Raw genomic sequence first — 17,386 nt, 5'->3', positions numbered from 1 at the left:
GAATCGTTCGGGCCGGACCCTAGCCAATTCTCCCCCCGGCACAAGCAAACGGCAGGGTTGCAGGGGTGACGGCGAGTTCAGTCGAAGGCTTCGGCGAGGTCGAGCAGCCGGAAACGCACTTCCTCACGCCCCCGGTACCTGTCCAGCGACAGGGTCCCGACGGCGTGGACCGGGCGGTCGCGGGAATTGAGGAGCCTCTGGCCAACTTCGGTTTCTGCCGTCTTGAAGGCGATCGCCGAGACGCGGGCGCCGTCGGCGCCGCGCAGGGTCGCCCGCACATGGCCATTGCCGACGATCGAGGAGGAATCAATCCGGTGCCGGGCGAGCGCGAAGATCGGTGACGCATGACCCGAGCCGAAGGGTCCGGCCCGCATGATCGTCGCATAGAGCTCGGGCGTCAGCCCGGCCGCGCTGACCGTGCCGTCGATCTTGAGCGAATCGCCCTCGCGCAACGCGGTCACGGCCGCAGCGGCGCGTTCTTCCAGGAAGCCGCGGAAATCGCCGAGCCGCTCCTTCTGGATGGTCACGCCGGCCGCCATCGCATGGCCGCCGCCCTTGACCAGCAGCCCTTCGGTCACCGCCTCGCGCACCAGCCGGCCGAGATCGAACCCGCCGATGGAGCGGCCGGAACCGGTGCCGCGGCCCGAGCCGTCGAAGGCGATGGCGAAGGCCGGGCGGCGATAGCGCTCCTTGAGGCGCGCCGAGATCAGCCCGACGATGCCCGGATGCCAGTCGTTCGAGCCGACGACCAGCACGGCCGGGCCCTCCCCCGAGCCGATCTCGGCGGCAACCTCGGCATCGGCCTCGGCCAGCATGGTCTGCTCCATCGCCTGGCGCTCCTCGTTGAGGGCGCTGAGGCGCGCGGCGATCTCGTCGCAGGCCGCGTCGTCGTCGAGGCAGAGCAGCCGGCTGCCGAGGGCGGCGTCGCCGATCCGGCCGCCGGCGTTGATCCGCGGTCCCAGCATGAAGCCGAAATGATGGGTCTCCATCGGTCCGGACAGGCGCGAGACCCGGCCGAGCGCCGCCAGTCCGCCATTGCGCTGGGCATGGGCGACCTTCAGTCCCTGCACCACGAAGGCGCGGTTGAGCCCGACCAGCGGGACCACGTCGCAGACCGTCGCCAGCGCCACGAGGTCGAGCAGGCCGAAGACGTCCGGCAGCTTCGACTGGGCCATGCCCCGCCGGCGCAACTCGCGCGACACCGCCACCAGCGTCATGAACACGACGCCGGCCGCGCACAGATGCCCCAGCCCCGAAAGGTCGTCCTGGCGGTTCGGATTGACCAGCACATTGGCGTCGGGAAGCTCGGGCCCGGTCTGGTGGTGGTCGAGAACGACCACGTCGACGCCCTCGGCGCGCGCCGCCTCGATCGCCTCGAAGCTGCCGGTGCCGCAGTCGACGGTGACGATCAGCGTCGCGCCGTCGGCCGCGAGTTCGCGCATCGCGGCAGGATTCGGGCCGTAACCCTCGGTGATCCGGTCGGGAATGCGGATCGCCGCGTCGATGCCGAAATGCTTCAGGTAACGCCAGAGCAGCGCCGAGGACGCCGCGCCGTCGACGTCATAGTCGCCGAAGATCGCCACGGTCTCGCGCCGGCCGATGGCGTCCGCGAGGCGGTCGGCGGCCGCGTCCATGTCGGTGAGGCGCGAGGGATCGGGCATCAGGTCGCGAATGCGCGGATCGAGGAAGCCCGTCGCATCCGCCTCGGCGATGCCGCGCGCCGCCAGCACCCGGCTGACGATGTCCGGCAGGCCCAGCGACTGCGCCATCTTCAGGGCGGCGCCTTCGGCCCGCTCGTCGAGCGCGTTCAGCCAGCGGCGACCGCCGATCGAGCGATCGACGTCGAGAAATGTGCGCAGGGGTGCGGCCATGGATGCTGTTGTGGCGATGGCGACGGGGCGGCGCAAGGCCGTCCCCGCGACTGCTCACAGATGAAACTTGGACTTGTCGTGGTGATAGGCGCGCATCTCGCGCACGGTGCGCGAGCGCGACCGCATCAGCAGCGTGTGGGTGACGATGCGGTCGTTGTAGAAGCGCACGCCGTCGAGGAGATTGCCGTCGGTCACGCCGGTCGCGGCGAAGATCACGTCGCCGGAGGCCATCTCGTTTGTCGAGTAGATCCGATAGGGATCGGAGATGCCCATCTTTTCGGCGCGGGCGCGCTTGTCGTTGGTGTTGAGCTGCAGGCGGCCCTGGATCTGCCCGCCGGTGCAGCGCAGCGCCGCGGCGGCCAGGACGCCCTCGGGCGCACCGCCAATGCCCATATAGATGTCGATGCCGGTCTGCTCGGGATCGGTGGTGTGGATGACGCCGGCAATGTCGCCATCGCCGATCAGGCGGATGGCGGCGCCGGCCTCGCGCACCGCCTCGATCAGCGGCGCATGGCGCGGCCGGTCGAGGATGCAGGCGGTGATCTCGGAGACCGCGACGCCCTTCGCTTTGGCCAGCGCCTGCAGATTGACCTCGGGCGGCTGGGCCAGATCGACGACGCCCTCCGGATAGCCCGGTCCGACGGCGATCTTCTCCATGTAGACGTCCGGCGCGTTGAGCAGGCTGCCGCGTCCGGTCATGGCGATGACGGCCAGCGAGTTGGGCAGGTTCTTGGCGCAGACCGTACGGCCCTCGAGGGGATCCAGCGCCACGTCGACCGCAGGCCCGTCGCCGGTGCCGACCTGTTCGCCGATGAACAGCATCGGCGCCTCGTCGCGTTCGCCCTCGCCGATGACGATGACGCCCTCAATGGCCAGCGTGTTGAGCTCCGAACGCATGGCATCGACGGCGGCCTGGTCGGCGGCCTTCTCGTCGCCGCGGCCGCGCAGATGCGCCGCCGCGACGGCGGCCCGCTCGGTGACCCGCGCGATTTCGAGCGTCAGAATCCGGTCCAGCGTGCCGGTCTCGTCAGGTGCCCTGGTCATCGCGCGTCTCTCCCTCGTCGCGTCCCCGCCGCCCGAATCCTGTCAGTGCCGGGCGTGCAGGCCTGATATGCGCCGGATGTGCGAAAGCACAATGTCACCGGTCACAATGCCGGAGAAGCCGCCTCCCGGGCCCTCCGGCGAATGAAGCGGTCAGTCGAGCGCCTCGATGCGGATCATCTTCGGCTCGCCGGACAGATGCCCGTCCTTGGACACCATCTCCAGCGCCTTGCGGACGGCCGCCTCGGTGGTCTCGTGGGTGACGAGCACGACCGGGGCGATCGACGCGTCGGCGGTCTCGTCGCGCCGCCGCTGGACGATCGATTCCAGCGAGATCTTGCTCTCGGCCATGCGCCGCGCGATCGAGGCGAAGGCGCCGACCCGGTCGAGCACCGACAGGCGAATGTAGTAGCCGCCCTCATGGGCGCGCATGCGGGCCCGCTTGTAGGGCGCCAGATTGGCCGCCGGCATGCCGAGCGTCGGCCGCAGGGTGCCGCCGGCGACGTCCATGATGTCCGACAGCACCGCCGAGGCGGTCGCCTCACCGCCGGCACCCGGGCCGGCCAGCAGGATCGAGCCGAGGAGGTCGCTGTCCACCGCCACCGCATTGGTCACGCCGTCGACCCGCGCCAGGGCGGAATCGGCCGGGATCATCGCCGGATGGACGCGCTGCTCGATGCCGGTATCGGTGCGCATGGCGACGGCAAGCAGCTTGATGCGGTAGCCGAGCTCGGCCGCGGCGGCGATGTCGTCGTTGGTCACCGTCTCGATGCCCTCGATGAACACCGATTCCAGGTCGAGCTCGCAGCCGAAGGCGAGCGAGGTGAGGATCGTCAGCTTGTGGGCCGCGTCGAAGCCGCCGATGTCGAAGGTCGGATCGGCTTCCGCATAGCCAAGCCGCTGGGCGTCGGCGAGGCAGGCCTCGAAGGCGATCCCCTCCTTCTCCATGCGGGTCAGCATGTAGTTGCAGGTGCCGTTGAGGATGCCGTAGACGCGGCTGACATCGTTGCCGACCAGCGCCTCGCGCATGGTCTTGACGATCGGGATGCCGCCCGCGACCGCCGCCTCGAACAGGATCTCGGTCTTCTTGCGGGCCGCCAGCCGCGCCAGGGTCACGCCGTGATGGGCGAGCAGCGCCTTGTTGGCGGTCACCACCGGCAGGCCGCGGTTCAGCGCCGCCTTCACCGAATCCAGCGCCGGGCCTTCCGATCCGCCGATCAGCTCGACGAAGACGTCGATGTCGGCCTCCGCCGCCAGCTTCACCGGATCGTCGAACCAGGCGAGGCCGGAACTGTCGAAGCCGCGGTCGCGGCTGCGGTCGCGGGCACAGACCGCGGTGGTGCGGATCGCACGGCCGGCCTTGTTGGCCAGCGCCTCGGCCCTGGTCTCGATCAGCCGGGCAAGGCTCGCGCCGACCGTTCCAAGCCCGGCAATGCCGAGCCGCAATGGGCTGTTCATGACGTCCCTGTCGATGTTTGCGTCGAAATAGCCGGCGAGGTCAGGAGCCGGCGCCGATGGGTTCGACCTTCTGCCCGGCTTCGGCGCCGGTGGCAAGAAAGCGCTTGATGTTGCGGGCCGCCTGGCGAATGCGATGCTCGTTCTCGACCAGCGCGATGCGCACATGGCTGTCGCCATGCTCGCCGAAGCCGATGCCCGGTGCGACGGCCACATCCGCCTTCTCGATCAGGAGCTTGGAGAATTCCAAGGAGCCCATGTGGCGGTAGGCTTCGGGCAGCGGGGCCCAGGCGAACATGGTCGAGGACGGCGACGGCACGTTCCAGCCGGCGCGGCCGAACGAATCGACCAGCACGTCGCGGCGGCGGCGATAGATGGTCCGCACCTCCTCGATCGCCTCGTCGCCGGCGTTCAGCGCCGCGGTCGCCGCGACCTGGATCGGCGTGAAGGCGCCGTAGTCGAGATAGGACTTCACCCGCGCCAGCGCCGCCAGCAGCCGCTCGTTGCCGACGGCAAAGCCCATCCGCCAGCCCGGCATGGAGAAGGTCTTCGACATGGAGGTGAACTCCACCGCCACGTCCATCGCACCCTCCACCTCGAGGATCGAGGGCGGCGGCGAGCCGTCGAAGAAGATTTCGGCATAGGCCAGATCCGACAGGACGACGATCTCGTGCTTGCGCGCGAAGGCGACGATCTCGCGATAGAAGTCGAGATCGGCCTCGAAGGCGGTCGGATTGGCCGGGTAGTTGAGGATGATGGCGATCGGCTTGGGGATCGAGTAGCGCACCGCCCGGTCGATGGCGACGAGGAAGTCGTCGTCCGGCTTGGCCGGGATCGCGCGGATCGTGCCGCCCGACATGATGAAGCCGAAGGCATGGATCGGATAGGTCGGGTTCGGGCACAGCACCACGTCGCCGGGCGCGGTGATGGCCTGCGCCATGTTGGCGAAGCCTTCCTTCGAGCCGAGCGTCGCCACCACCTGGGTGTTGGGGTTCAGCGTCACGCCGAAGCGGCGGGCGTAATAGGCCGCCTGCGCCTTGCGCAGCCCGGCGATGCCCTTGGAGGCCGAATAGCGGTGGGTGCGCGGATCGCGGATCGCCTCGCACATCTTGTCGACGATGAATTTCGGCGTCGGCAGGTCGGGATTGCCCATGCCCAGATCGACGATGTCGGCGCCGCCGGCGCGGGCCGTCGCCTTCAGGCGGTTGACCTCCTCGAAGACGTAAGGCGGAAGCCGGCGGATCTTGTGAAATTCTTCCATGATATTCGGTCCTCGGCGCAATGCCGGTCGGGGATTGGGCCGGTCGTCGGGTGGGCCGGTCGCGGAAATTTAGTCGGCGGAAGGCCTGTTACTGCCCGGCCTCGATCTGGCGCAAGACTTCCTCGGGCGTCGGCCCGGTGCGCGCCGGCCGCTTGCCGGCGGCGTCGCGCGGCGTCGGCTCGGTGGCCAGCACCGCTTCCATCTCCGCGGCCTGCTGCTGGCGCACCGACTGGGCGCGCTGGATCTTGCCGTCGAAGCCGCTCGGCTGCGCCGCCGCGTTGGCATGCTGGCCGGCCGTGGCGGCGAGCCGGGCCTGCTCGGCCTGCACCTCGGCATCGGTCAGCTGCTCGGCGGCGCGACCCGGATAGGCACCGAGCAGCGGATAGCCGTCCGCGTCGGTCCGCTGCGAACTCGGCACGTCCGGCGAGGCCGCGAGCCGCAGGGCGCCGACGGACGTGTTCTCCGACTGACAGGCGGCGGCCGGCAGCAGCGCCAGCACGATCGCGAACGGACGGATAACGGAAAGCGGAAGCATAGCCATCAGGCCTTCTTGAAACAGCGTCACACCTCATATCCTAGAGGTCGGGCTTTGACAAAAGCTTGGGTGCCCGATTGTGGCGGGAGCCGATCCTCGACACAATGGCCGGGCACCTCGGGCCAGACTGGGAACCAGCACGCCCGTACCGCATGGGAGGATGCCGCATGACGACGACCAAGCAGCCGAACGACGCCGGACCGCAAAACGGCGCCGGTCCCGACCCGGACTTCGTCGTCAAGGATCCGGAAGCCTTCGCGCGCAACATGGCGCATGTTCTGGAAGAGGTCGGCAAGGCGGCCTCGGCCTGGGTGGGCCCGCGCGAGCGCGGCGAGATCGTCGAGGACAATCCGGTGTCGCTGGGCGAGATCGTCCAGACCCTGTCGAAGGTGTCCGAATACTGGCTGACCGATCCGACCCGGGCGGTGGAAGCCCAGACCGCGCTCTTCTCCAACTACATGAATGTCTGGAACAACTCGATCCGGCGCATGGCCGGCGAGGCGCCGGTCAATCCGGTCGAGACGCCCAAGGGCGACAAGCGCTTTGCCGACAAGCAGTGGAGCGAGCACCTGTTCTTCGACTTCGTGAAGCAGGTTTACATCCTGACGACGCGCTGGGCCGACGACCTTTTGGAGCGCACCGAGGGCCTCGATCCGCACACGCGCCACAAGGCGGAATTCTATCTCAGGCAGGTGAGCAACGCCCTGTCGCCGTCGAATTTCGTCCTGACCAATCCCGAGCTCTACCGCGAGACCGTCGCCTCCAACGGCGAGAACCTGGTGCGCGGCATGAAGATGTTCGCCGAGGACATGCAGGCCGGCGGCGGCACCCTGCGCCTGCGCCAGTCCGACGCCTCGACCTTCAAGGTCGGCCGCGACATGGCCCTGACCCCCGGCAAGGTGGTCGCCCAGAACGACGTGTGCCAGATCATCCAGTACGCGCCGCAGACCGAGACCGTGTTCAAGCGGCCGCTGCTGATCGTGCCGCCCTGGATCAACAAGTTCTACATTCTCGACCTGAAGCCGGAGAAATCCTTCATCAACTGGCTCGTCGGCCAGGGCCACACGGTGTTCGTCATTTCCTGGGTCAATCCCGACGACCGGCAGGCGATGAAGGACTGGCAGGCCTATATCGAGGAAGGCATCGTCTTCGGCCTCGACACCGTAGAGGCGGCCACCAATCAGAAAGAGGTCAACACGATCGGCTATTGCGTCGGCGGCACGCTGCTCGGCGCCTCCCTCGCCTATCTGAAGGCGACCGGCGACACGCGGATCGCCTCGACCACCTTCCTGACCACCCAGATCGACTTCACCCATGCCGGCGATCTGAAGGTCTTCGTTGACGAGCCGCAGCTCCAGACGCTGGAGCGGGCGATGGAGAAGAAGGGCTATCTGGAAGGCTCGCAGATGGCGACGGCCTTCAACCTCCTGCGCTCGGGCGATCTGATCTGGCCCTATTTCGTCAACAACTACCTGCGCGGCAAGGAGCCGCTGCCCTTCGACCTGCTCTACTGGAACGCCGATTCCACCCGCATGCCGAAGGCGAACCATCTGTTCTACCTGCGCAATTGCTACCTGGAGAACCGGCTGTCGCGCGGCGAGATGGAGATCGGCGGCCACCGGCTGGACCTGTCGCAGGTTGATATCCCGATCTACAATCTGGCGACCAAGGAAGACCACATCGCCCCGGCCCGCAGCGTCTTCACCGGCTGCCGGGCCTTCGGCTCGAAGGTCACCTATGTCCTGTCCGGCTCCGGCCACATCGCCGGCGTCGTCAATCCGCCCGAGAAGAACAAGTACCAGTACTGGACGGGCCCGGCCCCTAAGGAGGTCGACACATACGAGGACTGGCTGCTGGCGGCGAAGGAGACGCCCGGATCCTGGTGGCCGCACTGGCAGGAATGGATCGCGCCGCTGTCCGGCACCAAGGTCAAGGCGCGCAAGCCCGGCGGCCGCAAGCTGAAGCCGATCGAGGATGCGCCCGGCAGCTACGTGCAGATCAAGGCCTGAGGCTATGATCGAATACAGTTAGCGTTGGATCAAAAGTGGGTATGCCCTGAATATATTCTTGCCCCGGCGCCCCTCGGTCGGGCGTGGGGGCCTTGTATAACGTGCCCTCAGCTCGTCGACAGCTTGCGTTCGGTCTTCAAGGATACGAGCTGAACCTATTGAGCGATCGTCTGATCGCCACCGTTTTGTTCGCGCCGAACGCTTAATAACAGCGGCGACCTTAACGGGTTTTCCTTGATTTGATGCGCTTTCTTGCTTCAATCGTTGTGACATTTTCCTTTCGCGATGTAACGATGGCTTCGCGCGTTCAGTCGTGTGTTCAATGCGGTCGCCTCTCCCAATTTGGTCTAGGGACAATGTATCCATTGAGTGCGGCAAGCGGTTAGGTAGGATCATTACTGCCCCTCTAAGTACCCACCCTTCACGCCGCATTGCTGCGTAATCCTCGTAGTCAAGGATGTTTATATTAACCGACCGAACCATCACGCCCCCTCCCACCTGCATTCATTTCGATCTCACACCATTTCAGCCAATGGCGCAAAACCAAGTGGCAACAGGGAGAGGTGTTCTCTCGAATTGACGCCGGCCGACCGCCGCCGCTATCGGCAGCCATGGTCAGCTTCCCCTCTCCGCTCATCCCGGCGCGCCTCGTCCTGCGCTACAAGCGCTTCCTCGCCGATGTGGTGATCGACGGCGAGAGCGAGCCCGTCACCGTTCATTGCCCGAATCCCGGCGCGATGATGGGGCTGAAGGCGGAGGGCTCGCGGGTCTGGCTGTCGCGCTCGACCAATCTGAAGCGCAAGCTGCCGCTGACCCTGGAGATCGTCGAGGCCGACGGCACGCTGGTCGGCATCAACACCGCCCTGCCGAACCGTCTTGCCGAAGAGGCCATCGCCGCCGGGCTGGTGCCGCCGCTTGCCGGACTCGGCACGGCCCGCCGCGAGGTGAACTACGGTCGCCGGTCGCGCGTCGACCTGCTCTACCAGGCGCCGGACGGCCAGCCGATCTATGTCGAGGTCAAGAACGTCCACCTGATGCGCCGGCCTGGGCTGGCCGAATTTCCCGACTGCGTGACCACCCGCGGGGCCCGACATCTCGACGAACTCGGCGATCGCGTGGCGGCCGGCGACCGGGCGATGATGCTCTACATCGTCCAGCGCGGCGACTGCGACCGGGTGGCCTTCGCCGCCGATCTCGACCCGGCCTATGCCGCGGCATTCGCCCTCGCCCGCGAACGAGGGGTTGAAGCCCATGCCGTTCGGTGCGACATCAATCTGTCAGATATCCGACCCACGACCATCCTTCCGATCGTCGACAGCGCGCGCCAGCCATGACCACCTATCTCGAAGCCGAAGCGAATCCGACCCGCAACACGGGGGCGATCCGTCTCTATGACGAAGCGGCCTTCGCCGGCATGCGCAAGGCCTGCCAGCTCACGGCCCGCTGCCTCGACGGGCTGGCCGGCATCGTCGAGCCGGGCGTGACGACGGATGCGATCGATCGCTACGTGATGGAGTTCGGCCTCGCCAACGACGCGGTGCCCGCGACGCTGAACTATCGCGGCTACACCAAGAGCGTCTGCACCTCGATCAACCACGTGGTCTGCCACGGCATTCCCAACGACAAGGCCCTGAAGGAAGGCGACATCGTCAATATCGACGTCACCTTCATCGTCGATGGCTGGCATGGCGATTCCTCGCGCATGTATCCGGTCGGCCGGGTCAAGCGCGCCGCCGAACGGCTGTGCGACGTGACCTACCGCTCGCTGATGATCGGCATCGAGGCGGTGCGGCCGGGCGGCCATATCGGCGACATCGGCGAGGCGATCCAGACCTATGCCGAATCCGAGCGCTGCTCGGTGGTGCGCGACTTCTGCGGCCATGGCGTCGGCAAACTGTTCCACGACGCGCCGAACATCCTGCATTACGGCCGCCGCGGCGAAGGCGCCGAGATACGCCCCGGCATGATCTTCACCATCGAGCCGATGATCAATATCGGCCGCCCGCATGTGAAGATCCTCTCCGACGGCTGGACCGCCGTGACCCGCGACCGGTCGCTGTCCGCCCAGTACGAGCACACGGTCGGCGTCACGGAAACCGGCTACGAGGTGTTCACCCTGTCGCCGGGCGGCTTCGACACGCCGGGCCTGACGGTCGAGCCGCTGACCGCCGCCGCGGCCAGCTAGTTCCGGCACGATGACCTCCGCGGCCTCCGACGACGAACCGGTAATGACCGGTCTTCAGGAGGCCGGCACGCCATCGGGCGGACGCTCACGCAAATCTCAAGACGCGGCGAAGACCGACCATCATCTCGGCCATCGCGACCGGCTGCGCGCCCGCTTCACTGATGCCGGCGCCGATGCCCTGGCCGATTACGAACTGCTCGAACTCGTCCTTTTCCGCACCATTCCGCGCCGCGACGTCAAGCCGATCGCCAAGGCGCTGATCGCCCGCTTCGGCTCGCTGGGCGAAGTGCTGAACGCGCCGCCGCGGCGGCTGACCGAGGTGCCGGGCGTCAAGGACAGCGTCGCGCGCGACATCGCCATCGTCGCGGCGATCAACCAGCGGGCCATGCGCTCGGCCGTCAGGCAGCGCGAGGTGCTGTCGTCCTGGTCGGCGGTGCTCGACTATTGCAAGGCCGCCATGGCCTACGAGACCCGCGAGCAGTTCCGCATCCTGTTCCTCGACAAGAAGAACGCCCTGATCGCCGACGAGGTGCAGGGCACCGGCACGGTCGACCACACGCCGGTCTACACCCGCGAGGTCGTCAAGCGCGGGCTGGAACTGTCGGCCACCGCCATCATCCTCGTCCACAACCACCCGTCGGGAGACCCGACCCCGTCACGGGCCGACATCGAGATGACCCGCACCATCATCGACACGGCGAAGCCGCTCGGCATCGCCGTCCACGACCACATCATCATCGGCAAGAACGGCCATGCCAGCCTGAAGGGGCTGCGCCTGATCTGAGGATGAGAGCCACCCGCCCGCCGCCGCCTCGTCCGGCGGCAGCGATGCGAGGGGTGCCTTCGCTCAGTGCAAGTGACCGCCATCCTTGACCAGCCGGATCTCGCGCGGCCGGATCAGGCCGGCATGCATGACCCGGACGGAGTGGATCGCCGCCTCGATCTCGCGGTCCCAATGATCGAGGAAGCGCTTCAGGCGCGGATAGCTCGGGGCCATGTCCTCGAACTGCCAGGAAAAGCTCTGCAGGAAGTCGGGATGATCCGGCATCCGGTAGAGAACTTCGGCTGTGGTCAGGCCGAAGCCCTTCAGCATGTTCTCGAACTGGGGATCGACGTTGCGGGTGTGCATCGGCAAGCTCCTTGGCTGTGCCGGCCGGCATGAACCGGCACCTGGATGCTCTGCCCCTATGGTTAACGCTTCGTTAAAGCCTGGCAAGCCGGTCGCGCATCCGTGACCCGCAAACCGAACCTCGCGGCGACTTGCCCGCCCCTGCCCCGGTCAGCCGCGTGCGACGCGGAGGGTCGAACGTCCGCCGTCGATGCCGATGACCTGCCCGGTGATCCAGGACCCGGCATCGGTGAGCAGGACCTCGCCCATCGCCGCGATGTCGTCGGGCCGGCCGAGACGCGGCAGCGGATGCATCTTGGCCACCGCCTCGGCCATCTTCTCGCTCGATGCGACGCGCTTGCCGAGCGGGCTGTCGACCAGCGACGGCGCGATGGCATTGACCCGGATCTGCGGCGCGAACTCGGCGGCGAGCGAGCGGGTCAGCCCGACGACGGCGCCCTTGGCCATGGCGATCGAGGCATGGGCGGCAAAGCCCTGATCCACTGCAACCGTGGAGAACAGGAGGACGCTCGCCCCGTCCGGCGCCTTCTGCAATGCCGGAAGCGACGCCTGAATCGCTTTCGCAGCAGCCAGCGCGTTCAGGTTGAAATCATTAAGAAAGTCCTCGCCCTTCAATCTGGCGAAGGGCTTCAGATTGATCGTGCCGACCGCGTAAACCAGCCCGTCGAGGATCTCCCCCGCCGCCTCGGCCGCTGTTGCGATGGCGTTGTCGTCGGTCACGTCGCAGGTCACTGTCTGCGCCCCGATCTCGCCGGCCAGCGCCTGCAGTTCCTCGTCGTTGCGGCCGGCAAGGACAAGGTCGTGACCGGCCGTCGCCAGGCGCCGGGCGATGGCTTCGCCGATACCGCCATTGCCGCCGTAGATGAGATATCTGCCCATGATCGTGCCGGCCTTCCCTGATTGCGTCGAGACCGGCAGATGCCGCCGCAGGCCGAACGATCAACTGCGACGCGATGGCGCGCCGAGGCGACGTGTCAGGCGGAGACGATGGCGCCGCCCGCCGCGCGCATGGCTTCCGGCGTATCGACATCGACGCTGGCCGCCGCGCCGATCTCCACCGTGACCAGGGCGTCCGGATGCGCCGCAATCACCGATTGCGCGCCGACATCGCCGGCAATCGCCGCGATCTCGTCGGCAAAACCGGTGGCGAGAAGCACCGGGTTGCGCCGCTTGCCACCATCCGAGGCGGCGACGATCGCGCCTCTGCCCTCGGGCGCGAAGGCGGCGATCAGCCGGTTGAGATCGGCGGGCTCGAGTTGCGGCTGGTCGGCGAGCATGACGAGCACGCCATCCGCGCCCGCCGCCACGGCCTCCGCAAAGCCCGCCTTCAGCGACGTTGAAAGGCCGTCGGCATAGGCGGGGTTCTCGATGAGCGACAGATCGAGCCCGGCGAGCGCCGCGCCGATCTCGGCGCGCATATGGCCGACGACGACGCGAACATGGCGAGCGCTCGAGGCGAGCGCGGTCTCGGCCGAGCGGCGCACCAGCGGCACGCCGTCGAAGGTGGCGAGCAGCTTGTTCGGTCCGCCCATGCGGCTGGACCGGCCCGCGGCGAGGATCACCACGTCGACGGCCGGCCGGGCATCATCCGGCATCTGCCGGGCCTCGCGTCTCGCTTTCCTTCGGCAGCGCCTCGCGCGGCTGCGGACGCGAGGCGATCTCCATCAGGAGACCGCCGACGCCCATGCGCCTGATATCCTCGCCCGACACCGCAAGATCGGCCAGCAGGCGATTCAAAACCCAGTCGAATCCGTTTTCCTTGGGACTGCGGGCGCAGCCCGGCGCGCCCAGCACCGGACGTCCCTCCAGTCGGCCGAGCAGCAACAGATTGCCGGGATCGACCGGCATGCCGAGATGGTCGACGGCGCCGCCGGCCGCCACGATCGCCGCCGGGATCACGTCGCCGGCGTCGATCACCGCCGAGGCGCCGAAGACCAGCGTGATGTCGGCGGGCCCGAGCCCTTCGAGCGCGTCCCTGAGCGCCACCGTGTCGTGGGCGCAGCGGATCTCCTCGCTGATTGTCGAGCCGGACAGCGCCAGCCGCGCCTCCGTCGCCCGCCGCGTCTTGTCGAGGACGCTCGGCTTGACGCCCGGCAGTTCGGTCTGGATCAGCGCCACGCGCCGCGCCGCGAAGGGCGCCAGCCGGAAGGCCGCCCTCTCCGCGACGAGCTGCACCGCCCTATCGACGGCCGCGCCGGGGACGGCGAGCGGGATGATCTTCACCGTTGCCACCATCTGGCCGGCATCGACCGGGGCATGTTCGGCCAGCGTCGCCAGCGTGATGCCCGGGTCGATAGCGTTCAGCGCATCGACGACGCGGCGATCCGGCAGGAACAGCCCGGCAGGCTCGGCGAAGAGATTGACCCGCCCGGTGGCGGCGGCCCCGGCCCGCACGCCGGCGCCGGCCAGTGCCGCGCCGATCGCGGCGGCGGCCTCGTCCTCGGTCAGGTCGCCCGGCTCCAGCCGCGCCGCCACCACCGTCGCGATCCCCGCCGCGCGCAGCCGCGCGACATCGTCGGCGGACAGCCGCGTGCCCTTCTTCAGGCGGCCACGGTCGAGCGCCTTGGAATGGGCGAGGATCGCGCCCTCGGCATCGGCAAGAGCCACCTCCCCGAAGATCATGCGGCCTCGGTCTCGCCCCGGCGATCGGCGAACATCTTGCGCTTGCGAAAAGCCTCGACGACCGAGGCCATGATGGCGACGGCGATCTCGCCCGGCGTGGCGGCACCGATATCGGCGCCGATCGGCGCCTCGATCCGCTCGATCAGATGCGGCGCGATGCCGGCCTCCACCAGCCGGTCGACGCGTTTGGCATGGGTCTTCCGGCTCCCCAGCGCGCCGATATAGAAGCAGCCGGCTTTCAGCGCCGCGATCAGCGGATAATCGTCGATCTTGGGATCATGGGTGATCACGCAGACCGCCGTATAGGCGTCGAGCGGACGATCCTTGAGCACGTCCTCCGGCCATTCGGCATGGAGGGCGATGTCGGGAAAGCGCTCCGGCGTGGCGAAGGCGGTGCGCGGATCGATGATCTCGATATCGTAGCCGGCCAGCCGCGCGATCGGCGCCAGCGCCTGGCTGATATGGACGGCGCCGATCACCACGAGCCGCGCCGGCGGCAGATGGGCGTTGAGAAACGCCTCGCCGTCGCCGGTCTGGACGATCCCCGACTTGCCGGAGCGGATCACCCGGCCGATCTCTTCGGCCAGCGGATCGGCCGCCACCTCGGCCTCGCGCACCAGACGCTGCGTGCCGGTGGCGAGCTCGGTCACGACGACCGCGGCCCGCCGGGCCTCGCGCTCTGCATTGAGTGCGGAAAGAAGCGCGCGGTCCATCAGTTCACCCGTTCGACATAGACCCGGATCCGGCCGCCGCAGGACAGCCCGACGCGCCAGGCGGTCTCGTCGGCCACGCCGAATTCCAGCATGCGCGGCGCGCCGGCCTCGATCACGTCCACGGCTTCGGCGACCACCGCCCCCTCGACGCAGCCGCCGGAGACCGAGCCCTCGAAATTGCCCTCGGCATCGATCACCAGATGGCTGCCGGTCGGACGCGGCGCCGAGCCCCAGGTCTCCACGACGGTGGCCAGCGCGAGGCTGCGCCCCTCTCCTGCCCAGGCTTCCGCGGTCTTCAGGACGTCGAATTCGGGTTGGCTCATCTTGCGTCTTCCTTCAAGCATCCTGCCGGTCCGCCTGCGGCTCAGGCCGCCGCGGCTGCGCGATCGGCCGCCGCGATCCAGCGGCGCGGATCGGTGTTGCGGTCGCCGCCCTCCGACAAGGCCGCGCAGAGCGCGCCCATCGCCTCCAGCGAATGCACCGCGCGGAACTCGTCGACATGCGGCAGCATGGCCCGCACGCCCTTCGCCCGTGCCGAGAAACCGTCGAACCGCAAGAGCGGGTTCAACCATATCAGCCGCCGGCTGGATTTATGCAGCCGCTCCATCTGTTGCGAGAGGTCATCGACACTGTCGCGTTCCAGCCCGTCGGTGATCAGGATCGTCACCGCGCCCTGCGTCAGCACCCGGCGCGACCAGACCCGGTTGAACTCGGCCAGCGCCTCGCCGATCCGCGTGCCGCCGGACCAGTCCCGCACCGCGCCGGCGCAATCGGCCAGCGCCTCGTCGGGGTCCTTGTGGCGCATCTGGCGGGTGACGTTGGTCAGCCGCGTGCCGAACAGGAAGGTGTGCACGCCCCGCCGCTGCTCGGTCAGGGCATGCAGGAAATGCAGGAAGATCCGGCTGTACTGGCTCATCGAGCCGGAGATGTCGGCCAGCACCACCAGCGGCGGATGCACCTCGCGCGGCGAGCGGAACTTCGGCAGGACAAGGTCGCCGCCGGTACGCATCGACGCGCGCATCATCGCCCGCGGGTCGATCTTGGCACCGCGCGGATCGCTGCGGAAGCGCCGCGTACGCACCCGGTCCTGCGGCAGCCGCAGGGCGGCGATCGCCCGCTTGGCCTCCTCGACCTCGGCGACGCTCATCTGGGCGAAGTCCTTCTGGCGCAGCACCTCGTTGCCCGAGACCGTAAGGCTCGCGTCGATCTCGATTTCCGGCTTTTCCTGCTTCGTCACCCGCTCCTTGGCGCCCTCGAACATCGCCTCGGCGGCGCGGTCCTCGCCGGCGCGCTTCTTCTCCGGCTTGGACGGCCGCGGCGGCGCGGTCGGCGAGAACATCGCGATCATCTTCTCGATGAGTTCGCGCGAGCGCCAGAACAGCCGGAACGCCTCGTTGAAGACGGCGTCGTCCTCGTGCCGCGAGACCAGCACGGCATGCAGGGTCCAGTAGAAATCGTCGCGCGAGGACAGGCCCGCCGCCTTCACCGCCGCGATGGCATCCAGCGTTGCCGACGGACCGAGCTTCAGCCCGGCCTTGCGCAGCGCGCGGGCGAAATAGGCGATGTTGTCGGCCAGCCGGCCCTCGGGGTCGGCAATTGCCGGCGCGCCATCCTCCGGGTCCGAATCCGCCATGGCGTCAGGACGCCTTCGCCAGTTCGCGCTTCACCTCGGTCAGGATCTCGCGGCTTTCGCCCCGTTCCATGCGCTGGATGTCGTCCTGGTATTTCAGCAGCACCCCGAGCGTGTCGGAGACATGGGCCGGGTCGAGGGCGATGGCGTTCAGCTCGGTCAGGGCATTGGCCCAGTCGATCGTCTCGGCGACGCCCGGCGCCTTGAACAGGTCGATGCCGCGCAGCCGCTGGACGAAGGCGACCAACTCCGCCGCCAGCTCGGCATTGGCGCGCGGCGCCTTGCGGCGCACGATATCGAGCTCGCGGTCCGAAGCCGGATAATCGACCCAGTGATAGAGGCAGCGGCGCTTCAGCGCGTCGTGGATCTCGCGGGTGCGGTTGGTGGTGATGATGACGATTGGCGGCTCGGCGGCGCGGATGGTGCCGAGCTCGGGGATGGTCACCTGGTTGTCGGAGAGGATCTCCAGCAGGAACGCCTCGAAAGCCTCGTCGGTCCGGTCGAGTTCGTCGATCAGCAGCACCGGCGCGCGGCCCGGCTCGCCCTCCAGCGCCTGCAGGATCGGCCGGCGGATCAGGAAGCGTTCGGAGAAGATCTCCGAGCGCATGGCGTCGCGGGAAATGTCGCCCGAGGCCTCGCGCATGCGGATCTCGATCATCTGCGCGGCGTAGTTCCACTCGTAGAGCGCCGAGGAGACGTCGAGCCCCTCGTAGCATTGCAGCCGGATCAGCGGCCGGTCGAGCGCGGCGGCCAGCACCTTGGCGATCTCGGTCTTGCCGACGCCCGCCTCGCCTTCCAGGAACAGCGGCCGGCCCATCTTCAGAGCGAGGAACAGCACCGTCGCCAGCGCCCGGTCCGCCACGTAGTTCTGGCTGTCGAGCAGCTGTTCGGTCTCGTCGATGGATGCCGGCAATGAATGTGTCACGTCGCTTCCT

General features: G+C 68.1%; 17 protein-coding genes. 4 read left to right on the top strand and 13 right to left on the bottom strand.

The annotated features are described in order from the left end of the window. Nucleotides 1-77: 77 nt before the first annotated feature. From recJ to J3367_RS04120, 5 genes are all read right to left on the bottom strand, one after another. Nucleotides 78-1,871, bottom strand: coding sequence for a single-stranded-DNA-specific exonuclease RecJ (gene recJ, locus J3367_RS04140; RefSeq protein ID WP_024348566.1), 1,794 nt, complete (start codon nucleotides 1,869-1,871; stop codon nucleotides 78-80). Between the two features lie 54 nt (nucleotides 1,872-1,925). Then, nucleotides 1,926-2,915: a class II fructose-bisphosphatase gene (gene glpX, locus J3367_RS04135; RefSeq protein ID WP_024348567.1), complete on the bottom strand. Its 990-nt coding sequence runs from the start codon at nucleotides 2,913-2,915 to the stop codon at nucleotides 1,926-1,928. 150 nt (nucleotides 2,916-3,065) lie between these two features. Then, nucleotides 3,066-4,370, bottom strand: a complete 1,305-nt coding sequence (locus tag J3367_RS04130; RefSeq protein ID WP_024348568.1) for a homoserine dehydrogenase — start codon at nucleotides 4,368-4,370, stop codon at nucleotides 3,066-3,068. Nucleotides 4,371-4,410: 40 nt separating this feature from the next. Further along, on the bottom strand, nucleotides 4,411-5,628 hold the full coding sequence (locus J3367_RS04125; protein ID WP_024348569.1) for an LL-diaminopimelate aminotransferase: 1,218 nt from the start codon (nucleotides 5,626-5,628) through the stop codon (nucleotides 4,411-4,413). A gap of 88 nt (nucleotides 5,629-5,716) precedes the next feature. Continuing rightward, nucleotides 5,717-6,169, bottom strand: coding sequence for a hypothetical protein (locus tag J3367_RS04120; RefSeq protein WP_155898333.1), 453 nt, complete (start codon nucleotides 6,167-6,169; stop codon nucleotides 5,717-5,719). Between the two features lie 161 nt (nucleotides 6,170-6,330). On the opposite strand from J3367_RS04120, the gene phaC reads away from it, so the two are divergent. The 4 genes from phaC (at nucleotide 6,331) to radC (ending at nucleotide 11,141) form a co-directional block, all read left to right on the top strand. Beyond that, nucleotides 6,331-8,172 (top strand): class I poly(R)-hydroxyalkanoic acid synthase, encoded by a 1,842-nt coding sequence (gene phaC, locus J3367_RS04115; protein ID WP_024348571.1) that lies wholly within the window; start codon nucleotides 6,331-6,333, stop codon nucleotides 8,170-8,172. A gap of 611 nt (nucleotides 8,173-8,783) precedes the next feature. Next, nucleotides 8,784-9,506, top strand: coding sequence for a DNA/RNA nuclease SfsA (gene sfsA, locus J3367_RS04110; RefSeq protein ID WP_024348572.1), 723 nt, complete (start codon nucleotides 8,784-8,786; stop codon nucleotides 9,504-9,506). Then, nucleotides 9,503-10,357, top strand: coding sequence for a type I methionyl aminopeptidase (gene map / locus J3367_RS04105; protein WP_421460239.1), 855 nt, complete (start codon nucleotides 9,503-9,505; stop codon nucleotides 10,355-10,357). Before sfsA ends, map begins: the two co-directional genes overlap by 4 nt. Nucleotides 10,358-10,400: 43 nt before the next feature. Then, nucleotides 10,401-11,141 carry a RadC family protein gene (gene radC / locus J3367_RS04100; RefSeq protein ID WP_024348574.1) on the top strand — a complete coding sequence of 247 codons (741 nt, stop codon included), beginning with the start codon at nucleotides 10,401-10,403 and terminating at the stop codon, nucleotides 11,139-11,141. 63 nt (nucleotides 11,142-11,204) lie between these two features. Here the strand turns inward: radC and J3367_RS04095 are convergent, their stop codons facing one another. The 8 genes from J3367_RS04095 to J3367_RS04060 form a co-directional block, all read right to left on the bottom strand. Continuing rightward, entirely contained in the window at nucleotides 11,205-11,486 is a 282-nt protein-coding gene (locus J3367_RS04095; RefSeq protein ID WP_051141474.1) for an usg protein, read from the bottom strand. Between the two features lie 150 nt (nucleotides 11,487-11,636). After that, a complete protein-coding gene (locus tag J3367_RS04090; protein ID WP_024348576.1) occupies nucleotides 11,637-12,365 on the bottom strand; it encodes an SDR family NAD(P)-dependent oxidoreductase in 729 nt (242 codons plus the stop codon). Between the two features lie 95 nt (nucleotides 12,366-12,460). Then, on the bottom strand, nucleotides 12,461-13,081 hold the full coding sequence (locus J3367_RS04085) for a nucleotidyltransferase family protein (RefSeq protein ID WP_024348577.1): 621 nt from the start codon (nucleotides 13,079-13,081) through the stop codon (nucleotides 12,461-12,463). After that, complete coding sequence (locus J3367_RS04080) at nucleotides 13,071-14,108, bottom strand: molybdopterin-binding protein (protein ID WP_024348578.1); 1,038 nt, start codon at nucleotides 14,106-14,108, stop codon at nucleotides 13,071-13,073. Before J3367_RS04080 ends, J3367_RS04085 begins: the two co-directional genes overlap by 11 nt. Beyond that, a complete protein-coding gene (locus J3367_RS04075; protein WP_024348579.1) occupies nucleotides 14,105-14,821 on the bottom strand; it encodes an XdhC family protein in 717 nt (238 codons plus the stop codon). Before J3367_RS04075 ends, J3367_RS04080 begins: the two co-directional genes overlap by 4 nt. Next, nucleotides 14,821-15,144, bottom strand: coding sequence for an XdhC family protein (locus J3367_RS04070; RefSeq protein ID WP_024348580.1), 324 nt, complete (start codon nucleotides 15,142-15,144; stop codon nucleotides 14,821-14,823). The genes J3367_RS04075 and J3367_RS04070 overlap by 1 nt, the downstream gene beginning before the upstream one ends. A 41-nt stretch (nucleotides 15,145-15,185) precedes the next feature. Then, nucleotides 15,186-16,454, bottom strand: coding sequence for a vWA domain-containing protein (locus J3367_RS04065; protein WP_421460235.1), 1,269 nt, complete (start codon nucleotides 16,452-16,454; stop codon nucleotides 15,186-15,188). Nucleotides 16,455-16,458: 4 nt separating this feature from the next. After that, complete coding sequence (locus tag J3367_RS04060; protein ID WP_029702470.1) at nucleotides 16,459-17,376, bottom strand: AAA family ATPase; 918 nt, start codon at nucleotides 17,374-17,376, stop codon at nucleotides 16,459-16,461. Between the last annotated feature and the right edge of the window lie 10 nt (nucleotides 17,377-17,386).

The sequence above is a fragment of the Aurantimonas sp. NFXS3 genome (assembly GCF_049132005.1).
GTDB classification, from domain to species: Bacteria; Pseudomonadota; Alphaproteobacteria; order Rhizobiales; family Rhizobiaceae; genus Aurantimonas; species Aurantimonas coralicida.
The sequence above is the reverse complement of the archived record's forward strand: the minus strand, read 5'-3'. Positions and strand labels throughout refer to the sequence as shown.

Bases quoted from the DNA above. Each gene is read 5' to 3' on its own strand.
- recJ (WP_024348566.1), bottom strand. From the start codon at position 1,871: ATGGCCGCACCCCTGCGCACATTTCTCGACGTCGATCGCTCGATCGGC.
- glpX (WP_024348567.1), bottom strand. From the start codon at position 2,915: ATGACCAGGGCACCTGACGAGACCGGCACGCTGGACCGGATTCTGACG.
- J3367_RS04130 (WP_024348568.1), bottom strand. From the start codon at position 4,370: ATGAACAGCCCATTGCGGCTCGGCATTGCCGGGCTTGGAACGGTCGGC.
- J3367_RS04125 (WP_024348569.1), bottom strand. From the start codon at position 5,628: ATGGAAGAATTTCACAAGATCCGCCGGCTTCCGCCTTACGTCTTCGAG.
- J3367_RS04120 (WP_155898333.1), bottom strand. From the start codon at position 6,169: ATGGCTATGCTTCCGCTTTCCGTTATCCGTCCGTTCGCGATCGTGCTG.
- phaC (WP_024348571.1), top strand. From the start codon at position 6,331: ATGACGACGACCAAGCAGCCGAACGACGCCGGACCGCAAAACGGCGCC.
- sfsA (WP_024348572.1), top strand. From the start codon at position 8,784: ATGGTCAGCTTCCCCTCTCCGCTCATCCCGGCGCGCCTCGTCCTGCGC.
- map (WP_421460239.1), top strand. From the start codon at position 9,503: ATGACCACCTATCTCGAAGCCGAAGCGAATCCGACCCGCAACACGGGG.
- radC (WP_024348574.1), top strand. From the start codon at position 10,401: ATGACCGGTCTTCAGGAGGCCGGCACGCCATCGGGCGGACGCTCACGC.
- J3367_RS04095 (WP_051141474.1), bottom strand. From the start codon at position 11,486: ATGCACACCCGCAACGTCGATCCCCAGTTCGAGAACATGCTGAAGGGC.
- J3367_RS04090 (WP_024348576.1), bottom strand. From the start codon at position 12,365: ATGGGCAGATATCTCATCTACGGCGGCAATGGCGGTATCGGCGAAGCC.
- J3367_RS04085 (WP_024348577.1), bottom strand. From the start codon at position 13,081: ATGCCGGATGATGCCCGGCCGGCCGTCGACGTGGTGATCCTCGCCGCG.
- J3367_RS04080 (WP_024348578.1), bottom strand. From the start codon at position 14,108: ATGATCTTCGGGGAGGTGGCTCTTGCCGATGCCGAGGGCGCGATCCTC.
- J3367_RS04075 (WP_024348579.1), bottom strand. From the start codon at position 14,821: ATGGACCGCGCGCTTCTTTCCGCACTCAATGCAGAGCGCGAGGCCCGG.
- J3367_RS04070 (WP_024348580.1), bottom strand. From the start codon at position 15,144: ATGAGCCAACCCGAATTCGACGTCCTGAAGACCGCGGAAGCCTGGGCA.
- J3367_RS04065 (WP_421460235.1), bottom strand. From the start codon at position 16,454: ATGGCGGATTCGGACCCGGAGGATGGCGCGCCGGCAATTGCCGACCCC.